We start from the raw sequence: 23,917 nt of genomic DNA, 5'->3' as shown, positions 1-23,917 counted from the left end.
AAGGTTTAAGGTCTGAAGTTTAAGGTTTAAAACTTTGAATTCTAAACCTTAAACATTGAATTTTTAGTTATATTTAGAAGCTAGGTCGTTAGCTGCCTGCTTAAGAACGCTGGTGATTGAATCATCAATTTTTCCTGCTTTGATAGCTGCCATCGTATCCGGGTGCTTGGATCTCAGGAACTCGATGTATTCAGTCTGGAATTCTTTTACTTTTCTGATCGGAACGTTTCTCAACAGGTTTTCAGTACCTGCATAGATCATCGCTACCTGGCTGTCTACCGGAAGCGGAGAGTTAACCGGCTGCTTTAACAACTCTACGTTTCTTTCCCCTTTTGAGATAACCGCCAAAGTAGAAGCATCAAGATCGGAACCGAATTTAGCAAACGCTTCCAATTCTTTGTATTGCGCCTGGTCTAATTTAAGCGTACCGGAAACTTTTTTCATTGATTTGATCTGAGCGTTACCTCCTACCCTTGATACGGAGATTCCCACGTTGATCGCCGGACGAACCCCTGAGTTGAATAAATCAGATTCCAGGAAAATCTGTCCGTCGGTAATGGAGATTACGTTGGTCGGGATATAGGCGGAAACGTCACCTGCCTGAGTTTCGATAATCGGAAGTGCCGTTAACGATCCTCCTCCTTTTACGATCGGCTTCAAAGATTCCGGTAAGTCGTTCATCTGGCTTGCAATGGTATCGTCAGCGATTACTTTTGCCGCTCTTTCCAATAATCTGGAGTGAAGATAGAAAACGTCCCCAGGATAAGCTTCACGGCCCGGTGGTCTTCTCAATAGAAGAGAAAGCTCACGGTAAGCAACCGCCTGCTTGGACAGATCATCATAAACGATCAAAGCCGGTCTTCCGGTGTCTCTGAAGAACTCACCGATAGAAGCTCCTGCCATCGCAGAATATACCTGCATCGGAACCGGATCTGAAGCGTTAGCTGCAACGATTACGGTATAAGCCAAAGCTCCTTTGTCTGATAAAGTTTTAACGATTTGTGCTACGGTAGAAGCTTTCTGCCCGATTGCAACATATATACAGTATACAGGCTGGCCTGCATCATAAAATTCTCTCTGATTGATGATCGTATCAATCGCCACAGTCGTTTTACCGGTTTGTCGGTCACCGATGATAAGCTCTCTCTGTCCTCTTCCTACAGGAATCATGGAGTCGATGGCCACGATACCCGATTGTAAAGGCTCAGTTACCGGCTGTCTGTAGATAACTCCCGGTGCTTTTCTTTCCAATGGCATTTCGTATAAATCTCCTGTAATAGGACCTTTACCATCGATCGGGTTACCCAGAGTATCCACTACTCTTCCCAACATGCCTTCTCCTACTTTAATCGATGAGATGGTGTTGGTTCTTCTTACGGTGTCTCCTTCTTTTACTAATTTACTTTCCCCCAATAAAGCAACCCCTACGTTGTCTTCTTCAAGGTTCAGTACAATACCTTCTACATCACTAGAAAATTTCACCAACTCTCCGTATTGTACGTTTTCTAACCCGTATACACGAGCAATACCATCACCGATGGTTAAAACTGTACCTACTTCCTCAACGTTTGATTGAGTATCGAAGTTGGCCAATTGCTGTTTTAAGATCGCAGATACTTCTGCCGGATTTATTTCTGCCATTGTATGGTTGTTTTTTTCTTAATTTAAATGAAAATCTTTCTTAATGATGTTAAGCTTGGATTTTACAGAAGCATCAATCTGCTGATCTCCCACTCTTAAAATATAACCTCCTAAAATCTCAGGCTTTACATTAACCTGCAAATCAAAGTTGGTCTTAAGGTTAACAAGATTGGATGCTCTTAAAATCTGCTCAAGGTTCTCTTTCGACAGCTGAGCTGCCGTCGTAAGCGTTACGCGCTGTACTCCGTTAATATCTTCAACCTTATTGATGAATTCCTGAGCGATATTTTTCAGCTGGTTTTCACGACCGTGCTTGATCACCAGGGTAATCAGGTTTTGAGAAGATTGTGATAATCCCTTAAAAATCTGGCTTGCTACCTCTACTTTCTTTTTGGAATCGATGTAAGGCGTCAGGAAGAATTTGTTTAAGTCTGCAGATTCTTTCATCAGCTTTACCACATCTTTCATTTCAGAAAATACAGTAGCCGTCTGACCTGATTCGTTGGTAAAATCAAGTAAACCTTGTGCGTATCGTTTAGCTACTTTAGATGTAAGCATTCTTAGTTAAGGTTTGATTTGTTTAAATAATTCTGAACTAATTCGTTTTGAGCTTCGCTGTTGTCAAGCTTCTGTTGAAGGATCGATTCCGCAATGTTCACTGATAAAGTACCGATCTGGGATTTGATGTCTGCCATAGCAGCATTTTTCTCAGCGTTGATGGTTTGCTTAGCAGCTTCAATCATTTTATCGCCTTCAGATTTAGCAACATCTTTAGCTTCACCTACGATTCTATCTCTGATTTCTCTGGCTTCTTTAAGGATGGCATCTCTCTCGACTTTAGCCTCACGGATGATTCTATCGTTATCCTCTTTCAAAGTTTCGACCTCTTTTCTTGCCAATGTAGCCTGATTAAGAGCATCAACAATAGAAGTTTCTCTATCGTTAATTGATTTTAAAATAGGTTTCCAAGCAAATTTGCCTAACAATAATAACAATGCCAGAAAGATAATTGTTTGGATAATAAATAATCCTGATGAAAACTGGTGAATTAATTCCATTATATAAATGTATAAATAATTATTACTTTTTTTCTTAAATAACCACTATCTGTAACCAACCGTTACAGATAGTGGTTTTAGTTTAATTAGTTTACTGCAAATAGAGCAGCAAACGCAACACCTTCTACAAGGGCAGCTGCGATAAGCATAGCTGTTTGGATTTTTCCAGATTGTTCAGGTTGTCTAGCGATAGCTTCAAGAGCAGCAGCTCCGATTTTACCAAGACCGATACCTACACCTAGTACTACGATACCAGCACCTACAATTTTAGGGATTTCCATAATATATAATTTTAAAAAATTTGTTTCTTACTTTATTAAACTTAATTAGTGAGCCGCATGGTGTTCGTGCTCGTGATCCTGTACAGCCATTCCGATAAACAGGGCAGATAACATCGTGAAGATATAAGCCTGTAAGAATGCTACCAATACTTCCAAAAGATAAATTACCAATGTAAGGAAAGGGAATGCAACTCCTGCAACTACATTTTTAAATACATAAATCAATCCGATCAAACTCATTACAACAATGTGTCCTGCCGTCATGTTGGCAAAAAGTCGGATCATCAATGCGAAAGGTTTTGTAATGGTTCCTAATAATTCAATCGGCAACATGATCAGTTTCATCGGTACTGGAACGCCCGGCATCCAGAAAATGTGTTTCCAGTAATCTTTATTAGCAGAGAACGTTGTAATAAGATACGTAAGGATAGCCAGGAAGAATGTCATCGTAATATTACCGGTAACATTAATCCCGAAAGGCATCAATCCTAAAACGTTCAGGAATAAGATGAAGAAAAATACCGTTAAAAGATAACCGATGAATCTTTTATATTTATGCCCGATGTTCGGGATAGCAATTTCGTCTCTTACGAAGATCACCAAAGGCTCCAGGAATCTTGCTGCTCCTGTAGGAACCTGAGATTTTTTATAAGACTTTGCCATTCCTGTAAACAACAATAACATGAAGATTGAAGTCAATAAGATGATCAGCACACTTTTCGTAATAGAAAGATCCAATACCTTTTCTGAAGTTACATGACCTTCTTTATCGAAAGATAAATTTCCGGCTACATCTGTCTTATAAATTTTTTCGTGGTGCAATTTATAATAAGATCCGTCTACTTCCGTTGTTTCTCCATGAATAAAACCTTCCTTGTTGCTCATGAAAGAATGAAATCCGTTATCATAAAAAATAACAGGAAGTGGAAAACCGATATGGTGACCTTCTTTATCCACCATCAATGTAAAGTCGTGAGCATCCAACAAGTGATGATCGATGTACTCTTTGTTTTCTTTACTTACTTTGTCTTTCTCTGAAAGCTCCGTGTTGGCAGAACCTGCCTCGGCAGTAGCCTCACCATGCTGGGCAGACACTAAGTTTAATACAAAAATACTGTAGAATAAAACTGCGAATTTCTTAAACATTGATAGGTTTTTTTCGTTGTGCAAAAATATAATATTTTTTCTGGTTTACAATAAATAATTTTACTGTTTTTTATCATGATTAATCAGCTTAATTGCATAATAGGTAAGCAGTGTGGTAAGGATAAAATACGGAATAATAAAATGGAATTTATATCCCGGAATTACCTCAAAGTTCAGTTTTTTCCTAATCAGGTACATCAGACCGAATTTTAAAAGAATAAGCCCGATTACCGATAATCCTAAAAATTCCGGCGCTACCCTATTGATCAGAACGATAAGCGTTACCATCATCATAAACATCACACTCAGGAACAGATAAAACTTTACAATGACAATTTCGTCCAGATGGAAAACGAATTTCCATAAAGCGAAATGAACAAGGAAGGTTAGAAAAAACAGGACTGTTACCAGAATGTTGGGATTGATCTTCATTTTAAATTTATTTTTAACCTAACAACCATTAGGCTAATTTTAATTTATGGCAAAAATAGGCTTTTTCCCCCGGATTTCATCATCATTTGATTTATATCATCCCTGTAAATTGCATCTTATATATAATATTACCTTCCCGACCGTTTATAAATACCAAAAATTCCTTATTTTTGCAGACCTATAATTTACAATAAATATGTTCAACAGTTTACAGGATAAATTAGACAAAGCGCTGCACAATATTTCAGGACGTGGAAAAATCACGGAAATCAACGTAGCGGAGACCGTAAAAGAGATCAGAAGAGCGCTGGTGGATGCCGACGTTAATTATAAAGTTGCAAAAGACCTTACCAAAAGAGTTCAGGATAAAGCCTTGGGACAGGATGTTCTTACCTCGCTGACGCCGGGCCAGCTGATGACCAAGATCGTTCATGACGAGTTGGTGGATCTGATGGGAGGCTCTCAGGAAGGCATCAACCTTTCCGGAAAACCTTCGGTAATTCTTATTGCGGGTCTACAGGGTTCCGGGAAAACGACTTTCTCCGGGAAATTAGCCAGTTATTTAAAAACGAAAAGAAATAAAAAGCCTCTTTTGGTTGCCTGCGACGTTTACCGTCCGGCGGCGATCGATCAGCTGAAAGTTTTGGGTGGCCAGATCGGCGTTCCGGTTTTCACGGAAGAAGGTTCTATGGATCCTTCAAGCATCTCACAGAACGCCATCAATTTTGCGAAATCGAATGGCCATGACATAGTAATTGTCGATACGGCGGGACGTCTGGCGATCGATGAGCAGATGATGAATGAAATCAAAACGGTTCATTCTACGATTAAACCGAACGAAACTTTATTTGTTGTAGATTCCATGACCGGTCAGGATGCAGTGAATACGGCAAAGGCATTCAATGATGCTTTAAATTTCGACGGGGTTGTGCTGACGAAGTTAGACGGTGATACCCGCGGTGGAGCTGCTTTAACGATCCGTTCCGTAGTGGAAAAACCGATCAAGTTCATCTCTACCGGTGAAAAAATGGAAGCTTTGGACCTTTTTTACCCGGAAAGGATGGCCGACAGGATCCTGGGAATGGGAGACGTTGTTTCCCTGGTAGAAAGAGCGCAGGAGCAGTTCGACGAAGAAGAAGCCAAAAAACTTCATAAAAAAATCGCCAAAAACGAATTCGGTTTTGATGATTTCCTGAAGCAGATCAACCAGATCAAGAAAATGGGGAACATGAAAGACCTGATGGGGATGATTCCGGGGGTCGGAAAAGCGATCAAAGATGTCGAAATCAGTGATGATGCCTTTAAACATATCGAAGCGATCATCTACTCCATGACTCCGGAAGAACGGAGAAGACCGTCAATCATCAATACCCAGAGAAAAAACCGGATTGCCAAAGGTGCCGGAAGAAAAATCGAGGACGTGAACCAACTGATGAAGCAGTTCGACCAGATGGGCAAGATGATGAAGATGATGCAGGGCCCTCAGGGAAAACAGATGATGCAGATGATGAGCAAAATGCCGAATATGCCTGGAATGGGCGGAATGTTCGGAAAATAACCACCGAAAAACAGTTAAAAAAATATTATTATGGAAATTAATGAAAAACAAGGGAACTACAATTACAACCAGGGAGCTCCTTACAAGTCTGAGAAAAAAGTAATTGCAGGGATCTTAGGAATTTTACTGGGCACACTGGCTATTCACAAATTTTACTTAGGCTATACCAAAGCAGGAATCATCCAGCTGGTATTAGGGATTGTAACCTGCGGAGTGGTTGGAATTATCGGTTTTATCGAAGGAATTATTTATCTTACCAAATCTGATGAGGAATTCGACAGGACGTATGTTCAGAACCAGAAAGAATGGTTCTAAGCTCAATTGAAATAAAAAATAAATCCGGCTCAGTAATGGGCCGGATTTTTTTAGCACTTTGTCAAAGTTTCAATCTTTGACAAAGTTTTTTTATTTATCAGATTTCTGAGCTTTGGCTTTGATGAAATAAGAAAAACCTACATTTACACCAAAAGTGTTTACGTGCGTTTTAACATCGGTATCCATAAATGTTTCTTTGTTGGAAAACTGATCGTAAGAAACGCCTAAGTTAATCCCTAAAGACTGAGTAGCCATATACGTCACTCCTCCTTTTACTTTCCATGCCAGACCGTCTACTGTTGTTTCATCCGAGCTGGAAACACCCATTGCATTGATTTGCTCTTTGGTTTTTGCAGATGCATATCCGATCCCTGCGCCTAAGAAAGGAACAAACTTGCTGTCGTTTGCAAAATAATAAGTAGCCGTAGGCATTACAGAAAAGGTTGTTGTAGTATCCTTTGCTCCATCATACTTCGTCATAGTACTGGTAAGCCCCAGATCGATTCCAACGGCCAATTTATCGATAACGAAATAACCGACAGAAGGCGTTAATGAAAAAGTGCTTACTTTTGGCCCGTCTGCAGACTGACCTGCTACCTTCACCTTAGTCGTTACATTATTGAATCCGAAACCGGTATTTCCACTGAATACCCAGTCTCCTTTGGTCATTTGTGCATTTGACAAACCGAAAAGTGCCACTGCACCTGCTAATAATAATTTTTTCATAAAAATTTAATTATTTAAAAAAGTTTAGTTTTATTGTAGATTTATTTTGCAAAAATATATTTCACCCCGAAAGAGACCGCAGACAAATTTAGGCCGAAATCGTAGTTTTTACCATCACGGGCATCAATCTCTTTGGATTTAAGATTCTTATAGCCAAACTCCCCTATCGTTGCTTCGACAGACCAGTTTTTATTCAGGAAATAATCAAAACCCGGTTTTACATTAATTCCGATGGAAGTATATTTACTGTCATAAGAGACCGCTTGTTGGTCCACGGATCCGGCAGAACCGTAGATATTGGTGATCAAAGCATGTTGATTGATTTTTCCGAATTCTAAAGGAATCTGAAGCTGCCCGAAAAAGTATAGTTTTTCCGATAAAGTCCAGTACTTCCTTACAAAAGGAGCTACCGTAACGGCACTTGTTTTTCCTGTATAATCAATAAACGTAGTAAGAAATTCACCGCCAAGGGTTTGGGTGTAATCCAGTTTGCCGACGGTATATCCCAGACCGGTACCAATGGCGAGATTCGGAGCGATGAATACGCCGGCCGTCGGAATGATTTTGAAAGTCTGATCGGTAAAATCCGAATTTGCGACTTCCGTCTCGGTATAATTTACCTGTCCGGAAATGTAGACGGTTCCTGTTTTAATCTGAGCATTTGAAAAGCTGTACAGCAAAGCCACACCGGCGATTAATAATTTTTTCATGATAATTAGTTTTAAAAAAAATGGTTAAGTGAAAAAAGCCCTGAGTTAAAAAACTGAGGACTTTTTCATCTTATATAATTTGTTTATTACTTGGCAAAAACATATTTAACTCCGAAAGTTACGGTAGATAAATTTAAACCAAAGCTGTAATTGTTGGTAGCATCACCATCTTTCGGCTTATAGTTGTTGTATCCGAATTCTCCGATAGTCGCTTCAATAGACCAGTTTTTGTTAAGGAAATAATCAAGACCCGGTTTTACCGTTACTCCGATCTGAGTATATTTTGCCTCAGAAGAAGAAGATACCGTAGTTACAGAAGATCCTGAAGTACTTACTGTCGTATTTTCAGTTTCAGTTTTTCCAAACTGCATAGGTACTGCCAACTGACCGAAGATATACAATTTATCTCCTAAAGTCCAGTACTTTCTTGCAAAAGGAGCCACCACGAAAGCAGGCTGCTTTGTTTCATTGGTTGTTACCACGGTAGTTCCAGGCACCATGAAATTGTTTACAATATTCGTATCTTTCTGAGTCTGGTATCCGATTCCTAAACCGATTGCAAAATTGTTGCTTACAAAATACCCAACCGTAGGCAATACGTTGAAGTTTTCCGTCTTATTGTTTCCGTTGTTTCTCTCTTGTTGAGAATAACCTACAGACCCTGATAAATAAGTAGTTCCTGCTGCAATCTGAGCGTTAGATAAACCGAAAAGTGCAATTGCACCCGCCATTAATACTTTCTTCATTTTTTTAAAAATTTAATACTTTCTGACCGCAAATTTACAGTGGTAGTCGTGAATATTAAAATTTGTTAATGTGATTAATATCATTGTCCCGTCCTTCTGATTTGCGGAAATAAAATGTATTAAACAAGGCAGTTTATATTTTTTACAATTTTTTAAATAAAAAAGTTCCGATTCTGCAACCGGAACTCATTATATTTAATTTTAAAAATTTTACTTCAGGAAGAAATTTACCCCGAAATTCACTGCTCCGAAGTTAAATCGGTCGTCACCATGCCAATGCGGGCGAGGTCCGGGACCATGATCTTTATATCTGCTGCCGATATTCTGGAATCCCAGGTACAGTTCAACGTTCTTCATCTGGTATCCTACCCTTGGAGCTACATAAAGCCCGCTGTTGATGTAGTTTTTGGTGGAAATTGCAGCTCCCAGGTCCAGTCCCACAAAAAGAGGAACTTTGTTAAATGTATATTTACCTGAAACGGCAAGGGGAATGAATCCGAAATCTTCCACATTGTCTTTTCCGAAAAAGTGGGAGTACCCCGTAGTTGCGCCAATATCCAATCCTTTGGTAATATTCCACATATACGCAGCGTCAATTCCTAAAGTTACACTGGCTGCATCCGCTGCATCTCCAAGGGGAGCACCTACATGGCCGCCAAGCCTGAAACCCTCCTGAGCCTGCACAAGCCCTCCGAATAATGCAAAAACACCTGCTAATACTAGTTTTTTCATTTCAATAAGTTTAAAATTAGAATGTATATTTTATTAATTAAAATCCTATACAAAGCAAAAAAGCGATACAAATTTTGTACCGCTCTGTTATTTTATTTTAAATAAATTCTTAGTTGCCTCCGAATTTAAAACCAACACCTACCTGTAGAAAGCTGTTTTTTAAAGTTTCGTTTCCTTCCGGTTTTTTAATAAGATTAGAAACACCAAGATTGTATCGGGCATCAAAGAATAAACCATTTTCCAATGTATATTCTGCGCCTACAAATGGAGCCAGATTTAAAGTGTTAACATCATCCTTTACATCTCTGGATGAGCTTTCAGATTCAGAAATAGTTTCTCCCATACTTGATCCTGTTACAGAAGCGGTATAATCCACTTTTGCAGAAGTTACAATACCTACGTTAAGACCTAAGCCAAAAGCCAAATTTTCAGTTGCATAGAATTTAGCACTTACCGGAATCTGTACAGTTCCTAATTTCCAATCCGTTTTCTCAGTACCTGTAACATTTACACCATTCTCGTTATAAGATACAGATTCTTCCTGTTTACCTCCAATAGGAGAATATAAGACTTCACCCTGTAATGCAAATTTATCACTGATTTTATATTCTGCTAAAAAACCGGCGTAAAAAGTAGATTTTGCATCAAACTTATAAGTTTCACCGTCACTTTTACCTGTAAGCATTGACAATGAATAACCTGCTTTAGGTCCGAATCTGAATTCCTGAGCTTTTAGGCTCAATCCCATAACAGCGACTGCTGCAAAAAGTAATATTTTCTTCATGATTGAATAGTTTTTAGTATTCGGGGCAAAAATAGTATTTTTTTTTAAATATCAAAATGATATTCTTTTCTATGGCATAAAAAATATGCGGAACAACTTTTACTGTTCCGCATCCGTATTTATATTCTGAGTGAGAATTATTCGTTTCTGTTTTTTTTATCCTCGGCATTGTAGGCCAAAATGATTTTTTTAACAACAGGGTGTCTTACCACATCCTCTTCCGTTAAATGCACAAATCCTATCTCCTTTACATCCTGAAGGATTCTCATGGCTTCTTTCAGTCCGGATTGCTGTTTGGGCGGAAGATCGATCTGCGTCGGGTCACCGGTAATGATGAATTTGGCGTTCATCCCCATTCTCGTTAAAAACATCTTCATCTGGGAATGCGTAGTGTTCTGTGCTTCATCAAGAATTACAAAGGCATCATCCAGCGTACGTCCTCTCATAAAAGCAAGCGGAGCTACTTCGATTACTTTTTTCTCGATAAATCCTTCCAGCTTTTCATGAGGAATCATATCTCTCAAGGCGTCATACAGAGGCTGTAAATACGGATCCAGTTTTTCTTTAAGATCTCCGGGCAAAAACCCCAGGCTTTCCCCTGCTTCCACGGCAGGTCTTGTCAGAACGATTCTCTTTACCTGTTTTTCCTTTAAAGCTTTTGCAGCCAGGGCAACACTGGTATATGTTTTCCCTGTTCCTGCAGGTCCGATGGCAAAAACCATGTCTTTTTTCTCCGTCTCTTTCACCAGCTTTTTAAGGTTGGTGGTTTTTGCTTTGATGATCTTGCCGTTTACCCCTTTTACAATGATGTCCTGATCAAAAACCAGCTGCTTCTCGTTTTCGTCTTTGATATTCAGTATATTTTCAACATCTTTCAGGCCGATGGAATTGTTGTTTGAAATATAATTAACGATATCATCCAGCTTTTTCTTAAATATATCCAGAGCCTCCTGATTTCCCATTGCAAAAATAAAATGATCCCTGCCGGTAATTTTAAGGGTCGGAAAAGTTGATTTGATTAAATTGAAATATTGGTTATTCACCCCATAGAAGATCTTCGCGTCGATGTCCTCCAAATCATATGTTAATTCAAACATGCAGTCGTAGTATTAATTTTAGATTTTAAATGTAATGCTTTTTTTGAAAACATATATCAAATTCTTTTCCATTATTTACCGGGCTTTCCTTTTATTTTAAATAAATTTGCATTTCTATCATTTTATCAGCTATCCATGCCAATCATTACCCTTACTTCAGATTTCGGAAATTTGGATTACAGAGTCGCCGCTGTAAAAGGCAGTATTCTTTCTCTGAACCAGGAGGTTAATATTGTCGACATAACCCACGACATCCAGGCTTTTAACCTGATACAGACCTCTTACATCGTAAGAAATGCTTACAAACATTTTCCGAAAGGCACCATCCATATTATTTCTGTAGACAGCTTTCACAACCGGTCCAGAATAAATATTCTGTACAAATCCGACGGGCATTACTTCCTCGCAGCAGATAACGGAGTACTGAGCCTGATTTTTTTTGACATTAAACCGGAGGCAATCCATGAAATTACTTTAAACAACCGGTTTGACGATATCATCAATTTCACATCCACGGATATCTTTGTTCCTGCAGCAGTACATCTTGCCAATGGCGGCCTCCCAGAAGTAATCGGCCGGAAAATAGATGCCGCCAAGCAGCTGTTGTTTCCGAAACCCGTCTACAATGAGTCTGAAAAGATCATCATAGGGGAAGTAACATACATTGATAATTTCGGAAACATAATCTCAAATATCAACAAAGATTTTTTTGAAACCATTAATAAAGGATATGAAAATTTCACGATAAAATTCAGGAACTTAGCACTTTCGAAAATATTTTCGAATCATACGGAGGTGGTATCCGACTGGGAAAGGGAAACCGAATTCCACGGCCAGTCCGCAGCCATTTTCAATGACAGCCAGCTTCTGGAACTCACGATTTATAAAGGCAACAAAAAAAACGGGGCAAAATCATTGTTCGGGATGAACGTAGGCGAGAATATTTACATTGAATTTTTCTAAAATTTAATATTTCATAAAAAAATCGATTTTTTTTATATATTTGTCAAAATCTAAAAATTAAAAATGGCAGAATACAAATTATTGCTTCCTTCCATGGGAGAAGGTGTTATGGAAGCGACAATTATCACCTGGCTGTTCGGCGAAGGCGATACTGTAAAAGAGGATGATTCCGTAGTAGAAATTGCAACCGACAAAGTAGATTCAGACGTTCCGACACCGGTTTCGGGAAAAATCGTAAAGATCCTTAAACAGAAGGACGAAGTTGCAAAAGTGGGTGAAGCCATTGCTATTTTAGAAATTGAAGGAGAAGGCGGAAACACAGTTTCAGAAGAAGCTCCGGCAGAAACTGCGACAGCATCTCCTGATGCGGAAACCCTGAAAACCATTGAAGAACCGCTGAAGGTATCGGCTTCTACAGAGTTTTCGGGAGACCTTTACCTTTCTCCGCTGGTAAAATCCATTGCACAACAGGAAAACATTTCCGAATCTGAACTGAAGTCCATCAAAGGAAGCGGTCTGGAAGGAAGAATTACCAAAGAAGATATTTTAGCTTACGTTAAAAACAGAGGCAACCAGCCTGCACCACAAGCGGCTCCGGTACAACAGGCAGCTCCTGCCCAGCAGCCGGCACAGACTTCCGCTCCTGCGGCAACCATTACGGCTGCTGCCGGCGACGAGATCATCCCGATGGACAGAATGAGGAAAATCATCGCTGAAAACATGGTAAAAGCCAAGCAGATTGCTCCTCACGTTACCTCCTTCATCGAAACGGATGTTACCAACGTTGTAAAATGGAGAAATAAAAACAAATCCCTTTTTGAAAAAAGAGAAGGTGAAAAACTAACTTTTATGCCGATCTTTGTGAAAGCGGTAGTAAAAGCCATCCAGGATTTCCCAATGATCAATGTTTCCATCAGCGGTGAAAACATTATTAAAAAGAAAAACATCAATATCGGTATGGCCACTGCCCTGCCGGATGGAAACCTGATCGTGCCTGTAATTAAAAATGCAGACCAGCTGTCTCTTTCAGGATTGGCAAAAGCGATCAATGACCTGGCTTACAGAGCAAGAAACAAAAAACTGAGACCTGAAGATACGCAGGGCGCAACCTACACGATTTCCAATGTCGGAAGTTTCGGAAACCTGATGGGAACACCGATTATTCCCCAGCCGCAGGTGGCGATCCTCGCGATCGGTGCAATCGTTAAAAAACCGGCTGTTCTGGAAACTCCGGATGGTGACGTGATCGCCATTAGAAACCTGATGTTCATGTCCCATTCTTATGACCACCGGGTGGTAGACGGTTCCCTGGGAGGAATGATGCTGAAGCACGTTCACGATTACCTGCAAAACTGGGATCTGAACACGGAAATATAAGTAATGATAATAACAATCGGTAATGAGTAATTTTTACCTGTGAAAATAGGAACCTTCGGATTTTTCCGGAGGTTTCCTGTTTGAGATCCGGTAAAATAATTTTATCTTCAAATTAAATGATTTGCAAAATGGAACTTGATTTCAGAAAATTAGACGCTGCAAAACTTTTTGACTTCTCTAAAGAACAGGAACAATTGATTTTCGAAATTTATGACCGGTTATTCAGAATTTATGATCTATCGGTGGTTGCGGTAGAGGACTCTCCTTTTCACTTATTTAATTCCGGTGAAGAAAATTCTTTATTCAGTCCGAAAATCTGTTATTTTATTACGGATAAAAATAAGAAAAGCCCGTTTTACCTTTTCCTTGTCAGCAAAACCGGCACTACGGTAAAAGGTGCCCGCACAACAACTTTATATGACAGCCTGCAAATCTGGGGCATGAAATTACTGGATGATGATTACGGGTTTATATCAGTCAACAAAAAGAAATGGGCGGATAAGATAGCGGGTATTTTCAACCGATTTACTGTAAACTTCAGAGACGGGGAATTCAATAATTTTTATGTACTAGGCAGCGACAGATTTAAAACGATGGCTTTTTTAAGTAAAGCCCGTCAAGAAATCATCAAAGCATTTTCCGATGAAGATTTTAAATTAGAAATCAAAAATAACATCCTGAACTTCGGATTGCCTAAAAATCTTACGGTAGCTAACGCCTTATATGTAGCTGAATTTTTAGAACGGGTGTAATAGGATGTCTTTTCTAATACTTATTCATAAATGATTATAATTTATCCGAGATATAATTGACAATCACAAAAGAAATAAATATTAATATAGTATTTTCTCACTATAGTAAGAAATAAACAACATTAATACTTTATTATTTTTACATTTCTGTTAATATTCAAAGTTTCTGTAAAATATTTTCAAAACCAACAGAACCAGAATGTAAATTATTGATATTTCTACTATTATGCTTTTTTCTTATATTTGACGGAATCCAAAAATTAATAATTATGCGAAAAAAACTACTTCAGTCCGTATTAATGGCTCTGCCGTTATTGAGCTTCGGCCAGGTCATTCTCAGTGAAAATTTTAATGGTACTGCTATTCCTTCTACCTGGACCATACAACAATCCAATGCCAATGAAACCTGGAAAATAGCTACCGTCTCATCCGGCAGTGTTGCGGCGGTTGATTATGATGATACTCCGGGACAACAAAACGAATGGCTGATTTCTCCTTCTATGAATCTTGGTAACGCCACCTATTACTATCTTAAATTTAAAGCGGGCCTGAGCTATTACTGGTCGGTCGATCCCAGTAATAATTACGATGCTTTGGTGAAGATCTCCACTGATAACGGAGTTACCTGGACCCAGGTCTGGTCTGAAAACAGCTTGGGAACATTTACCAATTATGAGATGAATCCTGTAATGATCGATATCAGTACTTACAAAAATAACCCGAGTGTAAAAGTCGCCTTCCAATACGTAGGTCTTGACGGAGCCGCTTTGTATATTGACGATTTTTCGGTGGAAGGTTCAAGTTCCGCTCAGCTGAATTACTGCGGACCGCTGGTCTTTGACAGCGGATTTGGAGATAATGATGAACCGATTACGCTGGTAAATTTTGCCGGGATAAACAATATAACCGATTCCGAAGCTTATGTAGGAAATTACCATGAATTCTTCTTATCGCAGACTGCTAATGTAACAGCAGGCCAATCCTACCCTATTACTTTAAAAGGCAATACGGAAGGAGATTACGAAAACAGTTTTGCCGTGTTCATTGACTGGAACCAGAACGGAGTGCTTAATGATCCCGGGGAAGTCTATGCGGTAACCCAAACCATCTACGGATCCACCGGGGAAGATGCCGTCCAGGCTGTTCACTCCATCACGGTTCCCGCAGGTGCACTGCCAGGAAATACGAGAATGCGTGTGAAAAAGATCTTCGGTATTATTGATGATGAACCAAGCCTTATAGACCCTTGTGCTGGTTCCGATTACGGACAGGCAGAAGATTATACGGTGAATGTTGTAGCATCGGCTCTTGCTGTTAATGAAGCCGGTAAAAAAGATGCGGCATTCACAGTATACCCTAATCCGACAAGCGATGTTTTAAATTTCGATTCCAGAATAAAGGTAAAATCTGTAAATGTTGTCGATTTATCTGGAAGAGTTGTAATCAGCGCTGAGATTAATCAGAACAAATTCAATGTAAACTTATCACCATTGCCTGCCGGAACCTATATGGTAACTGCACAGACGGAAAACGGGTTACAATCTGCAAAAGTGATTAAAAAATAATCTTAATCACCAGTCATAACAAAAGGCCTGCAATACAGATTGCAGGTCTTTTTGATCTAATAATACAGTTAATGTTTTTAGCTATAATCTGCAGGACTTTCTCTGGATCCGGCACGTTTTCGCCACCTGATAACCGCTATCTTTAGAAATGATGTATCAGAGGCACCTAATCTTCCTTTTCATGAGTGGAAGATTATTAGTTCAATACATTTATAAGCAGAAAGACGATAAATAATACTTAAAACTTGTATAGTTTATAAATTTATACTACTTTTGCACCTCGAAATAATTAATAAATTCATTTAACATTATGAACAATTACGAAACTGTTTTCATTTTAACTCCCGTTCTATCTGAAGCTCAGGTGGAGGAAGCAGTGAACAAGTATGTAGATCTTATTAAAGAAAAGAACTGCGAAATCGTTGCTAAAGAAAACTGGGGATTAAAAAAATTAGCTTATCCGATCCAATTGAAAAAGAACGGATTCTACACTTTAGTGGAATTTAAAGGCGAAGGTTCTGTAGTAGCTGATCTTGAATTGGCATTCAAACGTGACGAGAGAGTGATCCGTTACCTGACTACAAAACTGGACAAGCACGCTGTAGACTACGCTGTAACAAGAAGAGCAAAAGTAAAAGCAGCTAAAGCTTAATTATTAACCCTATTTTTTTAAAAGACAAGACATGGCAATAGACGAAATGGCTAAACAAGCCTCAGCTGGAGGAGAATCTGAAGTAAAATTCCTTACTCCGCTTGATATTAATACAAAATCTGAAAAGAAATATTGTAGATTCAAAAAATACGGAATTAAGCACGTAGATTACAAAGATGCTGATTTCTTATTACAATTTGTAAACGAGCAAGGTAAAATCTTACCAAGAAGATATACCGGAACTTCCTTAAAATACCAGAGAAAAGTTTCTGCTGCAATCAAAAGAGCAAGACACCTGGCGTTACTACCATACGTAGCTGACTTATTAAAGTAAAAAATATTACAATCAGCCATTAGCTTCGCGCTTTTGGCTTTTTGTTGCTGAATACATCATTAATTCTAACTTGATTTTAGACTTCTAAAATCTAAAAAAGGACAACAACAATGAACATTATCCTAAAAAAAGACGTAGAGAACTTAGGTCTTGAATTCGACACGGTAAACGTGAAGCCTGGTTATGCAAGAAATTTCTTAATTCCTCAGGGAATCGCGCTTTTGGCTACCCCTAAAAACATCGCAGCTCTTGAAGCTACTTTGGAAGCAAGAAAAGAAGAAGAAGCTAAATTAATCGCTGCTGCAAACGCTGTAGTGGATCAATTGAAAAAAACTTCAGTTACAATTCCTGCAAAAGTAGGTTCAGGTGATAAATTATTCGGATCAATCAACAATGCAGATCTTTCTGCTGCTTTAGAAAAAGCAGGAGTATCTGTAGAGAAAAAATACATCAAGATTCCTGGTAACACGATCAAGAGAACCGGTAGAGTTACCGCTAACATCAGATTGCACAGAAATGTTGAGTACAACTTCGAATTCGATATCGTATCTGACGCTCCGGTAGAAGCTCCGAAAGCAGCTCCTGCTAAAAAAGAAGAAACTTCTTCTGAAGAAGCTTAATCATACTTTTATAGTATTTTTACATATCATGCTGTCTCTTTGAGGCAGCATTTTTTATTTAATTATTCCTTACTTCGATAAATAAAAGCACACGGTACAGAATACAATCCCAAACATACCCAATGAAAATCCTATCCCCATCTGTGCTTCCGTTAGTTCATTTTTTCAGTACTTTTGGTTCATTATTCTCGCAAATACTACTGCATCTATTAAAAAAGATCAGCGAAAATAACCTTGGTTTAAAATGAATTAATAACGTATAATTAGTTATGAGGAAAATTTATCTATCGGGAGTCCTGGTATTTGGAAGTATGGCATTCATACAGGCCCAGTACGAAAAAAACGTAGGAATTAATATTGCCACTCCTACCGCTACCCTTCATCTTAAAGGAAAAGGCTCTACTAACGCCACACAGAGCTTAAAAATCGACAATTCCACAGGAACCAACCTTCTTACAATAAATGACGACGGAACGGCTTCAGGCGCTTTTCTTTCCAACAGCGGAGGGAGCAATGGGAAAAATGCTCTGGTAAAAACCACAGCCGAATCTGCAGGAAGCAACTGCACAACGGGCGGTATGAAAATTGAAACCGGTACCGATAACAACGCGAATGGGATTCTGGATACTTCTGAAATTACAGATATCCGCTATGTCTGCAACGGGGCCAACGGACAGGGTTTTTCCAGCGGATCTGCAGGTGCCCAGATTTACCTCACGTCTTCCTCTTCTCCCTATGCACCGCAAACCCCAAAAACCATGACGGGAGATATAAGCATAACGGACGATGGAGTTACTGCCATTGCAGATAATGCCGTAACGACAACAAAATTGGCTGCCCAGTCGGTAAGCATCGGAAAAATTTCCGCTACAGGTACACCCGGTTCTGCTACTTTCCTCAGGGGAGACGGAACCTGGGCTGCAGCGGGAGGAGGAAACTCACTGCCAAGCCAGGCCAACAATGCCGGTAAGTTTTTAACGACCGACGGGTCTGCTCCTTCATGGGGAACGCCGGGCATTTCCAATACCCCCTTCAAAAGGGTAAGTATAGGCAACGGCAACAACGGTTATACGGTGTTACTTTCGGATCTGAACGGAATCGTTCTTTTCGACTGGTCTGCCGTTACTACTTCTGCAACCATCAACCTGACATTTCCGTCACCTGCAGATGCGGGATACGGAGCCCGGCTGAAGATTTCCTACACCTCTTTCGCAGGCGGGACTAACTGGGCCAGTAATGCGCAAACGCCTTCCGGATCCTTTTACGGAGGATTTTCCAAAGTACCTGCCAATACTTTTGTCTCCGTTTATTTTACCTCAGGTTTCTTCTGCGACGGAACCAACTGGTATGAAATACCTGAATCATAAAACATAGAAAAATAAAGCCGGGAAAATTTCCCGGCTTTATTTTTATGATCTTGGAGTCCATGTATTGAAGAACTCCTTCACTTTTTCAAGGCTGTATCCTTTTCCTTCTTCCAGCACATCACTTTGCTGGACGTGGATCATTTTACCGTTCTGATCGAGGATAATGAAAACCGGATAACCGAATTTGTCTCCCGGATTTCCATATTTCGCGAAAATCTTTTCATTTTTATTTTCCGGAGAATAGTTCAGGTGGTAGTATTCATAATTCTCATCTACGATCTTTTTCAGTTCGGGTGTTGTCTGTACAAACTGGTTGAATCTAAGGCACCAGATGCACCAGTTTCCTCCGGCCTGAATCATGATGTTTTTCTTTTCTTTTTTTGCTTTTGCGACTAAATTCTGAAGGTCTTTTTCAGCATCCGCTTTCGGATCGTAAGGTTTTGGGAGTTTCGCTTTTTCTTCCGATGCCTTTTTCTTTATATCCGGTTCTGCCTGTTCGGTTTTCACAGGCAAAGCTTTATCAGTATCCTTGGATTGAGGTTTATCTTTTAGCTCCTGGGAAAATGCTACAAAGCTGAACCCCAGAAAAGCTGTTATCATTAATTTTTTCATACTATAAAATTAAAAAAATAATACTTATTGGCAGCAAAAATAGAACCATAATTTTATTATGCGTAAATTTGCCTGTTTTATGAATTTTCTTATTAAAATATTAAATCTTATTTCCAAACTCCCGCTGAAGGTTCTTTATATGTTTTCAGATATTATCTTCTTTCTGAATTATTATATCGTAGCCTACCGTAAAAATGTTATTACCCAGAATCTGAAGAATTCTTTTCCGGAAAAATCTCCGGAAGAGATCCAGCAGATCAAAAAGAAATTTTATCTCAATTTTTCCGATTATCTGGTGGAAACCGTAAAATCCTTTACCATTTCCGAAACGGAATCCCGGGTAAGAATGCAGCATATCAACCAGCAGGTATTCCACGATGCCAAAGCAGAAGGTAAAAATGTGATTATGCTGGCGGGGCATGTTTTCAACTGGGAATGGATCAACGCGATGGCCAGGTTTATTCCGCAGGAGCATTGCCACCCGGTATACCGGAAAGTAAACAACGATTTCTGGGAAAACCAGATGAGAAAAGTACGCAGCCGGTTCGGAAATGAAGCCCTGGAAGCCAACGAGGTGATCTTAAATATCTTCAGATCCAAAAACGACGGGAATTCGGCTTATATGTTCGTTGCCGATCAGACGCCGCATTTTTCCCATGTCACTTACGGACTGGAATTTTTGAACCAGAGAACGCCCGCTTTTATCGGCTACGACAAGTTGGCGACCAGAATGGATCTTGCTTTCATCTATTGTGAAATGAAAAAGGTGAAACGCGGCTACTATCAGGTGAATTATCACCGGATTTATCCCGACGGGGAAAAGTTTACCGAAAATGAAGTGGTAAAAAAATTCCATAAGCTACTGGAAAATACGCTGCGCAAACGTCCGGATAATTACCTCTGGTCGCACCGGAAATGGAAATACCAGGATTCTATTAAAAAATTTGATTCAGAAAAAATATAGCTTCTCATGCCGAAAAAATTAGCGGTTGCCATTTTAAACTGGAACGGAAAGGGCTGGCTCGAAAAATTCCTGCCGGATGTGGTCCGGTTTTCCCGGGATGCCGATGTTTATGTTATTGATAACTTATCGACAGATGATTCCGTAGAATTTCTGCGCACTCGCTTTCCATCGGTTACAATCATTAAAAACGATAAAAATTACGGCTTTGCAGGAGGTTATAATGAAGGTTTGAAACAGATTGACAATGAGATCTACTGTCTTCTTAATTCGGATGTGGAAGTTACGGCAAACTGGACGGAACCTGTTCTGGAATTGTTTGAAAGAGATCCTTCCATCGCAGCAATTCAGCCTAAAATTTTAGCCTACAACCGTAAAACCTATTTTGAATTTGCTGGAGCGGCAGGCGGGCTGATCGATAACATCGGGTATCCTTACTGCCGAGGAAGGCTGTTTGATGATGTAGAGGAAGACAACGGCCAGTATGATGACGAATCTGAAATTTTCTGGGCTTCGGGATGCTGCTTCTTTATCCGTTCAAAAGATTTTTGGGATCAGAAAGGTTTTGATGAGCGGTTTTTCGCCCATCAGGAAGAAATCGATCTCTGCTGGAGGATGATCAATTCAGGAAGAAAGATTTTTTACACCTGGAAGTCCAAAGTGTACCACGTAGGCGGCGGTACGCTGAATAAGCAAAGTCCTAAAAAAACATTCTTGAATATCCGGAATAATCTTTCCATGGTTTTAAAGAATGCTCCTTTCCCACAGCTGGTGGGTATCATTTTTCTGAGGCTTTGCCTGGATGGGCTTGCAGGTATTTATTTCGGCATCAAGCTTGGATTTTCGCATTTCATAGCGGTCCTGAAGGCGCATTTCAGCTTTTACGGATATGCGGCAGGAAGCTGGAAACGCAGACAGAAACATCAGAAAAGCAAATTTTATCAGACAGAATGGATTATTTTTAAACATTTTCTGGGAAAAAAATAAGTTCATCTTAAATTAAAATAAAGATTATGGATTTTTGTGCCATCGATTTTGAAACTGCAACTCACGAGAGAAACTCTGCGTGTGAGTTGGGAGTGTGTATTGTTCAGGATTCTAAGATTGTCGAAACCAAGACCTGGCTCATTAAACCACCAAGCTTTCCGTATTTCAGTCCGTTTAATGTCGATGTTCACGGAATTGTTCCTGATGATGTTAAAGACGCGCCTACTTTCGATGAGATCTGGTATGAGGTGGAAGAAATGATGTACGGTACTTTGATGATTGCCCACAATGCCGGTTTTGATGCGGGTGTTTTACGGGGATGCCTGAACCACTACGGAATGTTTACTCCAAAAATGAACTACCTTTGCAGTATTCAGCTGGCTAAAAAATCATGGGACTACCTGCCGAAGTACGGACTGAAACCTTTGGCAGAATACCATCAGATCAGTTTTAACCATCACCGTGCCGGTGCTGATGCGGAAGTCTGTGCAAAGATCTCTTTGCTTGCTTTTGAAAAGCTGTTCCTTACCAGCAATGAAGAAGTATCGGATTTTATGAAACTGAAAATTAAAAAACTCTGATTCAGCAGGTTTTAGTCAGCTTATCTCTAAAATGTAATTTAAATTATTTACAGAAAAAAAACAGATTGGTTGGTTAATCAAGATTCGAAATAACTTTTGTTGGGTAAAAGATAATGTTATTTAATACTAAAGAATTTTAGTTATATACTGAAAACTGCCAGCACCCATCTTGTTAATTACTCAGCACTTCAGATAATAAATTGAATTTCGGAATATCGATCTCAAAATTTTCCTGGGTTTCCATATTTCTAACCAGGTATTTTCCGCTCATATTACCCACACCGGAGCGAAGCATCACATTGGAAAAATAAGTAAAATTCTCGCCGGTAGCGATCTCCGGAGTAAGACCAATTACCCCGTCACCGGTAATTTCGGTATATCCGAAACCGACATCGAAGATCAGCCATTTTCTTTTAATGATTTTTATCGGAAAACTGCCATCATTTTCAATCGTAATATGGTATTTGAAAACGTGTCTGTTTTCAGAGGGGTAACTGTTTTTGCTATCATATTCAGGAACTACTGAAACTTTGATATTGGAGGTCATTTTTGAGAACATCATCTTAGTATTTGATAGATAGGATACAAAAATCTCGCCTTTTTGAGACGAGATCTTAATTTATAGGGTAATTGTTTTTTAATCTTACAATCCGAGACCTTTTCTTTCGTCTCCGTTCATTAAGATTCCAACCGGGTTATCAATAGCTTCTTTTACCGCTACCAGGAATCCTACGGACTCTTTTCCGTCGATAATCCTGTGGTCATAAGACATCGCTACGTACATCATCGGGCGGATTACCACCTGCCCGTCTACCGCAACCGGTCTCTGGATGATGTTGTGCATTCCCAGGATCGCAGATTGGGGAGGGTTGATGATCGGTGTAGACAACATAGAACCGAAAGTACCGCCATTGGTAATGGTAAAGGTACCGCCCGTCATTTCATCAACCGTGATTTTTCCGTCTCTCACTTTGATCGCAAGGTCTTTGATGTTGGCTTCAACACTTGCAAAAGACATATTTTCCGCATTTCTCAATACCGGTACCATCAATCCTTTAGGACCTGAAACCGCGATTGAAATATCACAGAAATCATAGTTTACTTTGAAATCACCGTCGATGGATGCATTTACATCCGGATACATCTGCAATGCTCTGGTCACCGCTTTCGTAAAGAAAGACATAAAACCAAGCCCTACACCGTGTCTCTGGGCGAATTCTTCTTTATATTGCTTTCTCAATCTGAAAATCTCGGACATATCAACTTCGTTGAAAGTCGTCAGCATTGCTGTTTCATTTTTCACGGAAACCAGTCTCTGCGCGATTTTTCTTCTAAGAACTGACAGTTTTGTTGTGGTTGTAGAACGGGAACCTGTAGCCGTTACCGGATTTCCTCCCATTGCAGGAACGGCAGCCAGTTCAGCATCAGATTTCGTTACTCTTCCATCTCTACCGCTTCCTGAAACCTGTGAAGCATCCATTCCTTTTTCGTCAAGGATTTTTTTAGCTGCCGGAGACGGAGCTCCTGTAGCATACGTTTGAGTTGCAGCCGGAGCAGGTTGTGCCGCCGGTTTAGGAGCTTCCTGTGGCGCAGGCTGAGCAGTTTTCGGAGCTTCTTCCTGTTTTGGAGCTTCCGCAGCAGGAGCTTCCCCCCCTGCAGGTTTTGCAGCATCCATATCGATCAGGCAAACCACTTGTCCTACCTGTACCACGTCTCCTTCTTCAGCTTTCAAAGTGATGATCCCACTTTGTTCAGCAGGCAATTCAAGAGTTGCTTTGTCTGAATCCACTTCAGCAATGGGCTGGTCTTTTTCCACATAGTCCCCATCTTTTACAAGCCAGGTTGCAATTTCAACTTCTGTAATGGATTCGCCCGGTGAAGGAACTTTCATTTCTAAAACTGACATATCGTATTTTTTAT

28 protein-coding genes are annotated in these 23,917 nt (G+C 39.7%); 13 read left to right on the top strand and 15 right to left on the bottom strand.

Annotated elements, in window-relative coordinates; genetic code table 11:
* Positions 1-63 precede the first annotated feature (63 nt).
* The 6 genes from atpA to FY557_RS12325 all read right to left on the bottom strand — a co-directional run bounded on the left by atpA (position 64) and on the right by FY557_RS12325 (position 4,558).
* Positions 64-1,641: a F0F1 ATP synthase subunit alpha gene (atpA, locus tag FY557_RS12350; RefSeq protein ID WP_149247554.1), complete on the bottom strand. Its 1,578-nt coding sequence runs from the start codon at positions 1,639-1,641 to the stop codon at positions 64-66.
* Positions 1,642-1,659: 18 nt separating this feature from the next.
* Positions 1,660-2,199 (bottom strand): ATP synthase F1 subunit delta, encoded by a 540-nt coding sequence (gene atpH / locus FY557_RS12345; protein WP_149247553.1) that lies wholly within the window; start codon positions 2,197-2,199, stop codon positions 1,660-1,662.
* Positions 2,200-2,201: 2 nt separating this feature from the next.
* Entirely contained in the window at positions 2,202-2,699 is a 498-nt protein-coding gene (locus tag FY557_RS12340) for a F0F1 ATP synthase subunit B (protein WP_149247552.1), read from the bottom strand.
* A gap of 86 nt (positions 2,700-2,785) precedes the next feature.
* Positions 2,786-2,980, bottom strand: a complete 195-nt coding sequence (gene atpE, locus FY557_RS12335; RefSeq protein WP_002979108.1) for an ATP synthase F0 subunit C — start codon at positions 2,978-2,980, stop codon at positions 2,786-2,788.
* Positions 2,981-3,025: 45 nt separating this feature from the next.
* On the bottom strand, positions 3,026-4,126 hold the full coding sequence (gene atpB, locus FY557_RS12330) for a F0F1 ATP synthase subunit A (protein WP_149247551.1): 1,101 nt from the start codon (positions 4,124-4,126) through the stop codon (positions 3,026-3,028).
* 60 nt (positions 4,127-4,186) lie between these two features.
* The gene (locus tag FY557_RS12325; RefSeq protein WP_149247550.1) at positions 4,187-4,558 is read right to left on the bottom strand and encodes a hypothetical protein; all 372 of its coding nucleotides are present in this window, start codon (positions 4,556-4,558) and stop codon (positions 4,187-4,189) included.
* Between the two features lie 196 nt (positions 4,559-4,754).
* Between FY557_RS12325 and ffh the strand changes: the two genes are divergently transcribed.
* Both ffh and FY557_RS12315 read left to right on the top strand, forming a co-directional pair.
* A complete protein-coding gene (gene ffh, locus FY557_RS12320) occupies positions 4,755-6,116 on the top strand; it encodes a signal recognition particle protein (RefSeq protein ID WP_149247549.1) in 1,362 nt (453 codons plus the stop codon).
* A 30-nt stretch (positions 6,117-6,146) separates the two neighbouring features.
* Positions 6,147-6,431: a TM2 domain-containing protein gene (locus FY557_RS12315; RefSeq protein ID WP_149247548.1), complete on the top strand. Its 285-nt coding sequence runs from the start codon at positions 6,147-6,149 to the stop codon at positions 6,429-6,431.
* Between the two features lie 90 nt (positions 6,432-6,521).
* On the opposite strand, the gene FY557_RS12310 is transcribed toward FY557_RS12315, so the two are convergent.
* The 6 genes from FY557_RS12310 to FY557_RS12285 all read right to left on the bottom strand — a co-directional run bounded on the left by FY557_RS12310 (position 6,522) and on the right by FY557_RS12285 (position 11,226).
* A complete protein-coding gene (locus FY557_RS12310) occupies positions 6,522-7,157 on the bottom strand; it encodes an OmpW family outer membrane protein (protein ID WP_149247547.1) in 636 nt (211 codons plus the stop codon).
* Between the two features lie 41 nt (positions 7,158-7,198).
* On the bottom strand, positions 7,199-7,867 hold the full coding sequence (locus FY557_RS12305) for an outer membrane beta-barrel protein (RefSeq protein WP_149247546.1): 669 nt from the start codon (positions 7,865-7,867) through the stop codon (positions 7,199-7,201).
* Positions 7,868-7,953: 86 nt separating this feature from the next.
* Complete coding sequence (locus FY557_RS12300) at positions 7,954-8,613, bottom strand: outer membrane protein (RefSeq protein ID WP_149247545.1); 660 nt, start codon at positions 8,611-8,613, stop codon at positions 7,954-7,956.
* 210 nt (positions 8,614-8,823) lie between these two features.
* Complete coding sequence (locus FY557_RS12295; protein ID WP_149247544.1) at positions 8,824-9,345, bottom strand: hypothetical protein; 522 nt, start codon at positions 9,343-9,345, stop codon at positions 8,824-8,826.
* 109 nt (positions 9,346-9,454) lie between these two features.
* Positions 9,455-10,129, bottom strand: coding sequence for a porin family protein (locus FY557_RS12290; protein ID WP_149247543.1), 675 nt, complete (start codon positions 10,127-10,129; stop codon positions 9,455-9,457).
* Between the two features lie 137 nt (positions 10,130-10,266).
* Complete coding sequence (locus FY557_RS12285; protein ID WP_149247542.1) at positions 10,267-11,226, bottom strand: PhoH family protein; 960 nt, start codon at positions 11,224-11,226, stop codon at positions 10,267-10,269.
* A 135-nt stretch (positions 11,227-11,361) separates the two neighbouring features.
* On the opposite strand from FY557_RS12285, the gene FY557_RS12280 reads away from it, so the two are divergent.
* The 8 genes from FY557_RS12280 to FY557_RS12245 all read left to right on the top strand — a co-directional run bounded on the left by FY557_RS12280 (position 11,362) and on the right by FY557_RS12245 (position 18,856).
* The gene (locus FY557_RS12280; RefSeq protein WP_149247541.1) at positions 11,362-12,189 is read left to right on the top strand and encodes an S-adenosyl-l-methionine hydroxide adenosyltransferase family protein; all 828 of its coding nucleotides are present in this window, start codon (positions 11,362-11,364) and stop codon (positions 12,187-12,189) included.
* A 63-nt stretch (positions 12,190-12,252) separates the two neighbouring features.
* On the top strand, positions 12,253-13,566 hold the full coding sequence (locus tag FY557_RS12275; RefSeq protein ID WP_149247540.1) for a dihydrolipoamide acetyltransferase family protein: 1,314 nt from the start codon (positions 12,253-12,255) through the stop codon (positions 13,564-13,566).
* A gap of 128 nt (positions 13,567-13,694) precedes the next feature.
* Positions 13,695-14,318 carry a hypothetical protein gene (locus FY557_RS12270; RefSeq protein WP_149247539.1) on the top strand — a complete coding sequence of 208 codons (624 nt, stop codon included), beginning with the start codon at positions 13,695-13,697 and terminating at the stop codon, positions 14,316-14,318.
* Between the two features lie 269 nt (positions 14,319-14,587).
* Positions 14,588-15,883 carry a GEVED domain-containing protein gene (locus FY557_RS12265; protein WP_149247538.1) on the top strand — a complete coding sequence of 432 codons (1,296 nt, stop codon included), beginning with the start codon at positions 14,588-14,590 and terminating at the stop codon, positions 15,881-15,883.
* Positions 15,884-16,193: 310 nt separating this feature from the next.
* A complete protein-coding gene (gene rpsF / locus FY557_RS12260) occupies positions 16,194-16,535 on the top strand; it encodes a 30S ribosomal protein S6 (protein ID WP_149247537.1) in 342 nt (113 codons plus the stop codon).
* A gap of 31 nt (positions 16,536-16,566) precedes the next feature.
* Positions 16,567-16,869, top strand: coding sequence for a 30S ribosomal protein S18 (rpsR, locus tag FY557_RS12255; protein WP_002979091.1), 303 nt, complete (start codon positions 16,567-16,569; stop codon positions 16,867-16,869).
* Between the two features lie 110 nt (positions 16,870-16,979).
* Positions 16,980-17,489 carry a 50S ribosomal protein L9 gene (gene rplI, locus FY557_RS12250; protein ID WP_149247536.1) on the top strand — a complete coding sequence of 170 codons (510 nt, stop codon included), beginning with the start codon at positions 16,980-16,982 and terminating at the stop codon, positions 17,487-17,489.
* Positions 17,490-17,758: 269 nt separating this feature from the next.
* A complete protein-coding gene (locus FY557_RS12245) occupies positions 17,759-18,856 on the top strand; it encodes a hypothetical protein (RefSeq protein WP_149247535.1) in 1,098 nt (365 codons plus the stop codon).
* A gap of 42 nt (positions 18,857-18,898) precedes the next feature.
* Here FY557_RS12245 and FY557_RS12240 read toward each other — a convergent pair whose 3' ends face one another.
* Positions 18,899-19,468: a thioredoxin family protein gene (locus FY557_RS12240; RefSeq protein ID WP_149247534.1), complete on the bottom strand. Its 570-nt coding sequence runs from the start codon at positions 19,466-19,468 to the stop codon at positions 18,899-18,901.
* A gap of 79 nt (positions 19,469-19,547) precedes the next feature.
* Between FY557_RS12240 and FY557_RS12235 the strand changes: the two genes are divergently transcribed.
* Genes FY557_RS12235 through FY557_RS12225 form a run of 3 tightly spaced genes read left to right on the top strand, consistent with a single transcriptional unit; the run spans position 19,548 to position 21,997 of the window.
* Entirely contained in the window at positions 19,548-20,432 is an 885-nt protein-coding gene (locus FY557_RS12235; protein WP_149247533.1) for a lysophospholipid acyltransferase family protein, read from the top strand.
* Between the two features lie 6 nt (positions 20,433-20,438).
* On the top strand, positions 20,439-21,416 hold the full coding sequence (locus tag FY557_RS12230) for a glycosyltransferase family 2 protein (RefSeq protein ID WP_149247532.1): 978 nt from the start codon (positions 20,439-20,441) through the stop codon (positions 21,414-21,416).
* A gap of 26 nt (positions 21,417-21,442) precedes the next feature.
* The gene (locus FY557_RS12225) at positions 21,443-21,997 is read left to right on the top strand and encodes a 3'-5' exonuclease (protein WP_149247531.1); all 555 of its coding nucleotides are present in this window, start codon (positions 21,443-21,445) and stop codon (positions 21,995-21,997) included.
* A 172-nt stretch (positions 21,998-22,169) separates the two neighbouring features.
* Here the strand turns inward: FY557_RS12225 and apaG are convergent, their stop codons facing one another.
* On the bottom strand, positions 22,170-22,559 hold the full coding sequence (apaG, locus tag FY557_RS12220) for a Co2+/Mg2+ efflux protein ApaG (RefSeq protein ID WP_149247530.1): 390 nt from the start codon (positions 22,557-22,559) through the stop codon (positions 22,170-22,172).
* An 81-nt stretch (positions 22,560-22,640) separates the two neighbouring features.
* Positions 22,641-23,903, bottom strand: a complete 1,263-nt coding sequence (gene odhB, locus FY557_RS12215) for a 2-oxoglutarate dehydrogenase complex dihydrolipoyllysine-residue succinyltransferase (protein ID WP_149247529.1) — start codon at positions 23,901-23,903, stop codon at positions 22,641-22,643.
* Positions 23,904-23,917 lie beyond the last annotated feature (14 nt).

This window comes from Chryseobacterium sp. SN22 (genome assembly GCF_008329705.1).
In the GTDB taxonomy this organism is placed as follows: Bacteria; Bacteroidota; Bacteroidia; order Flavobacteriales; family Weeksellaceae; genus Chryseobacterium.
Note: the sequence above shows the minus strand (reverse complement) of the source record. Positions and strands in the feature narration are given on the sequence as shown.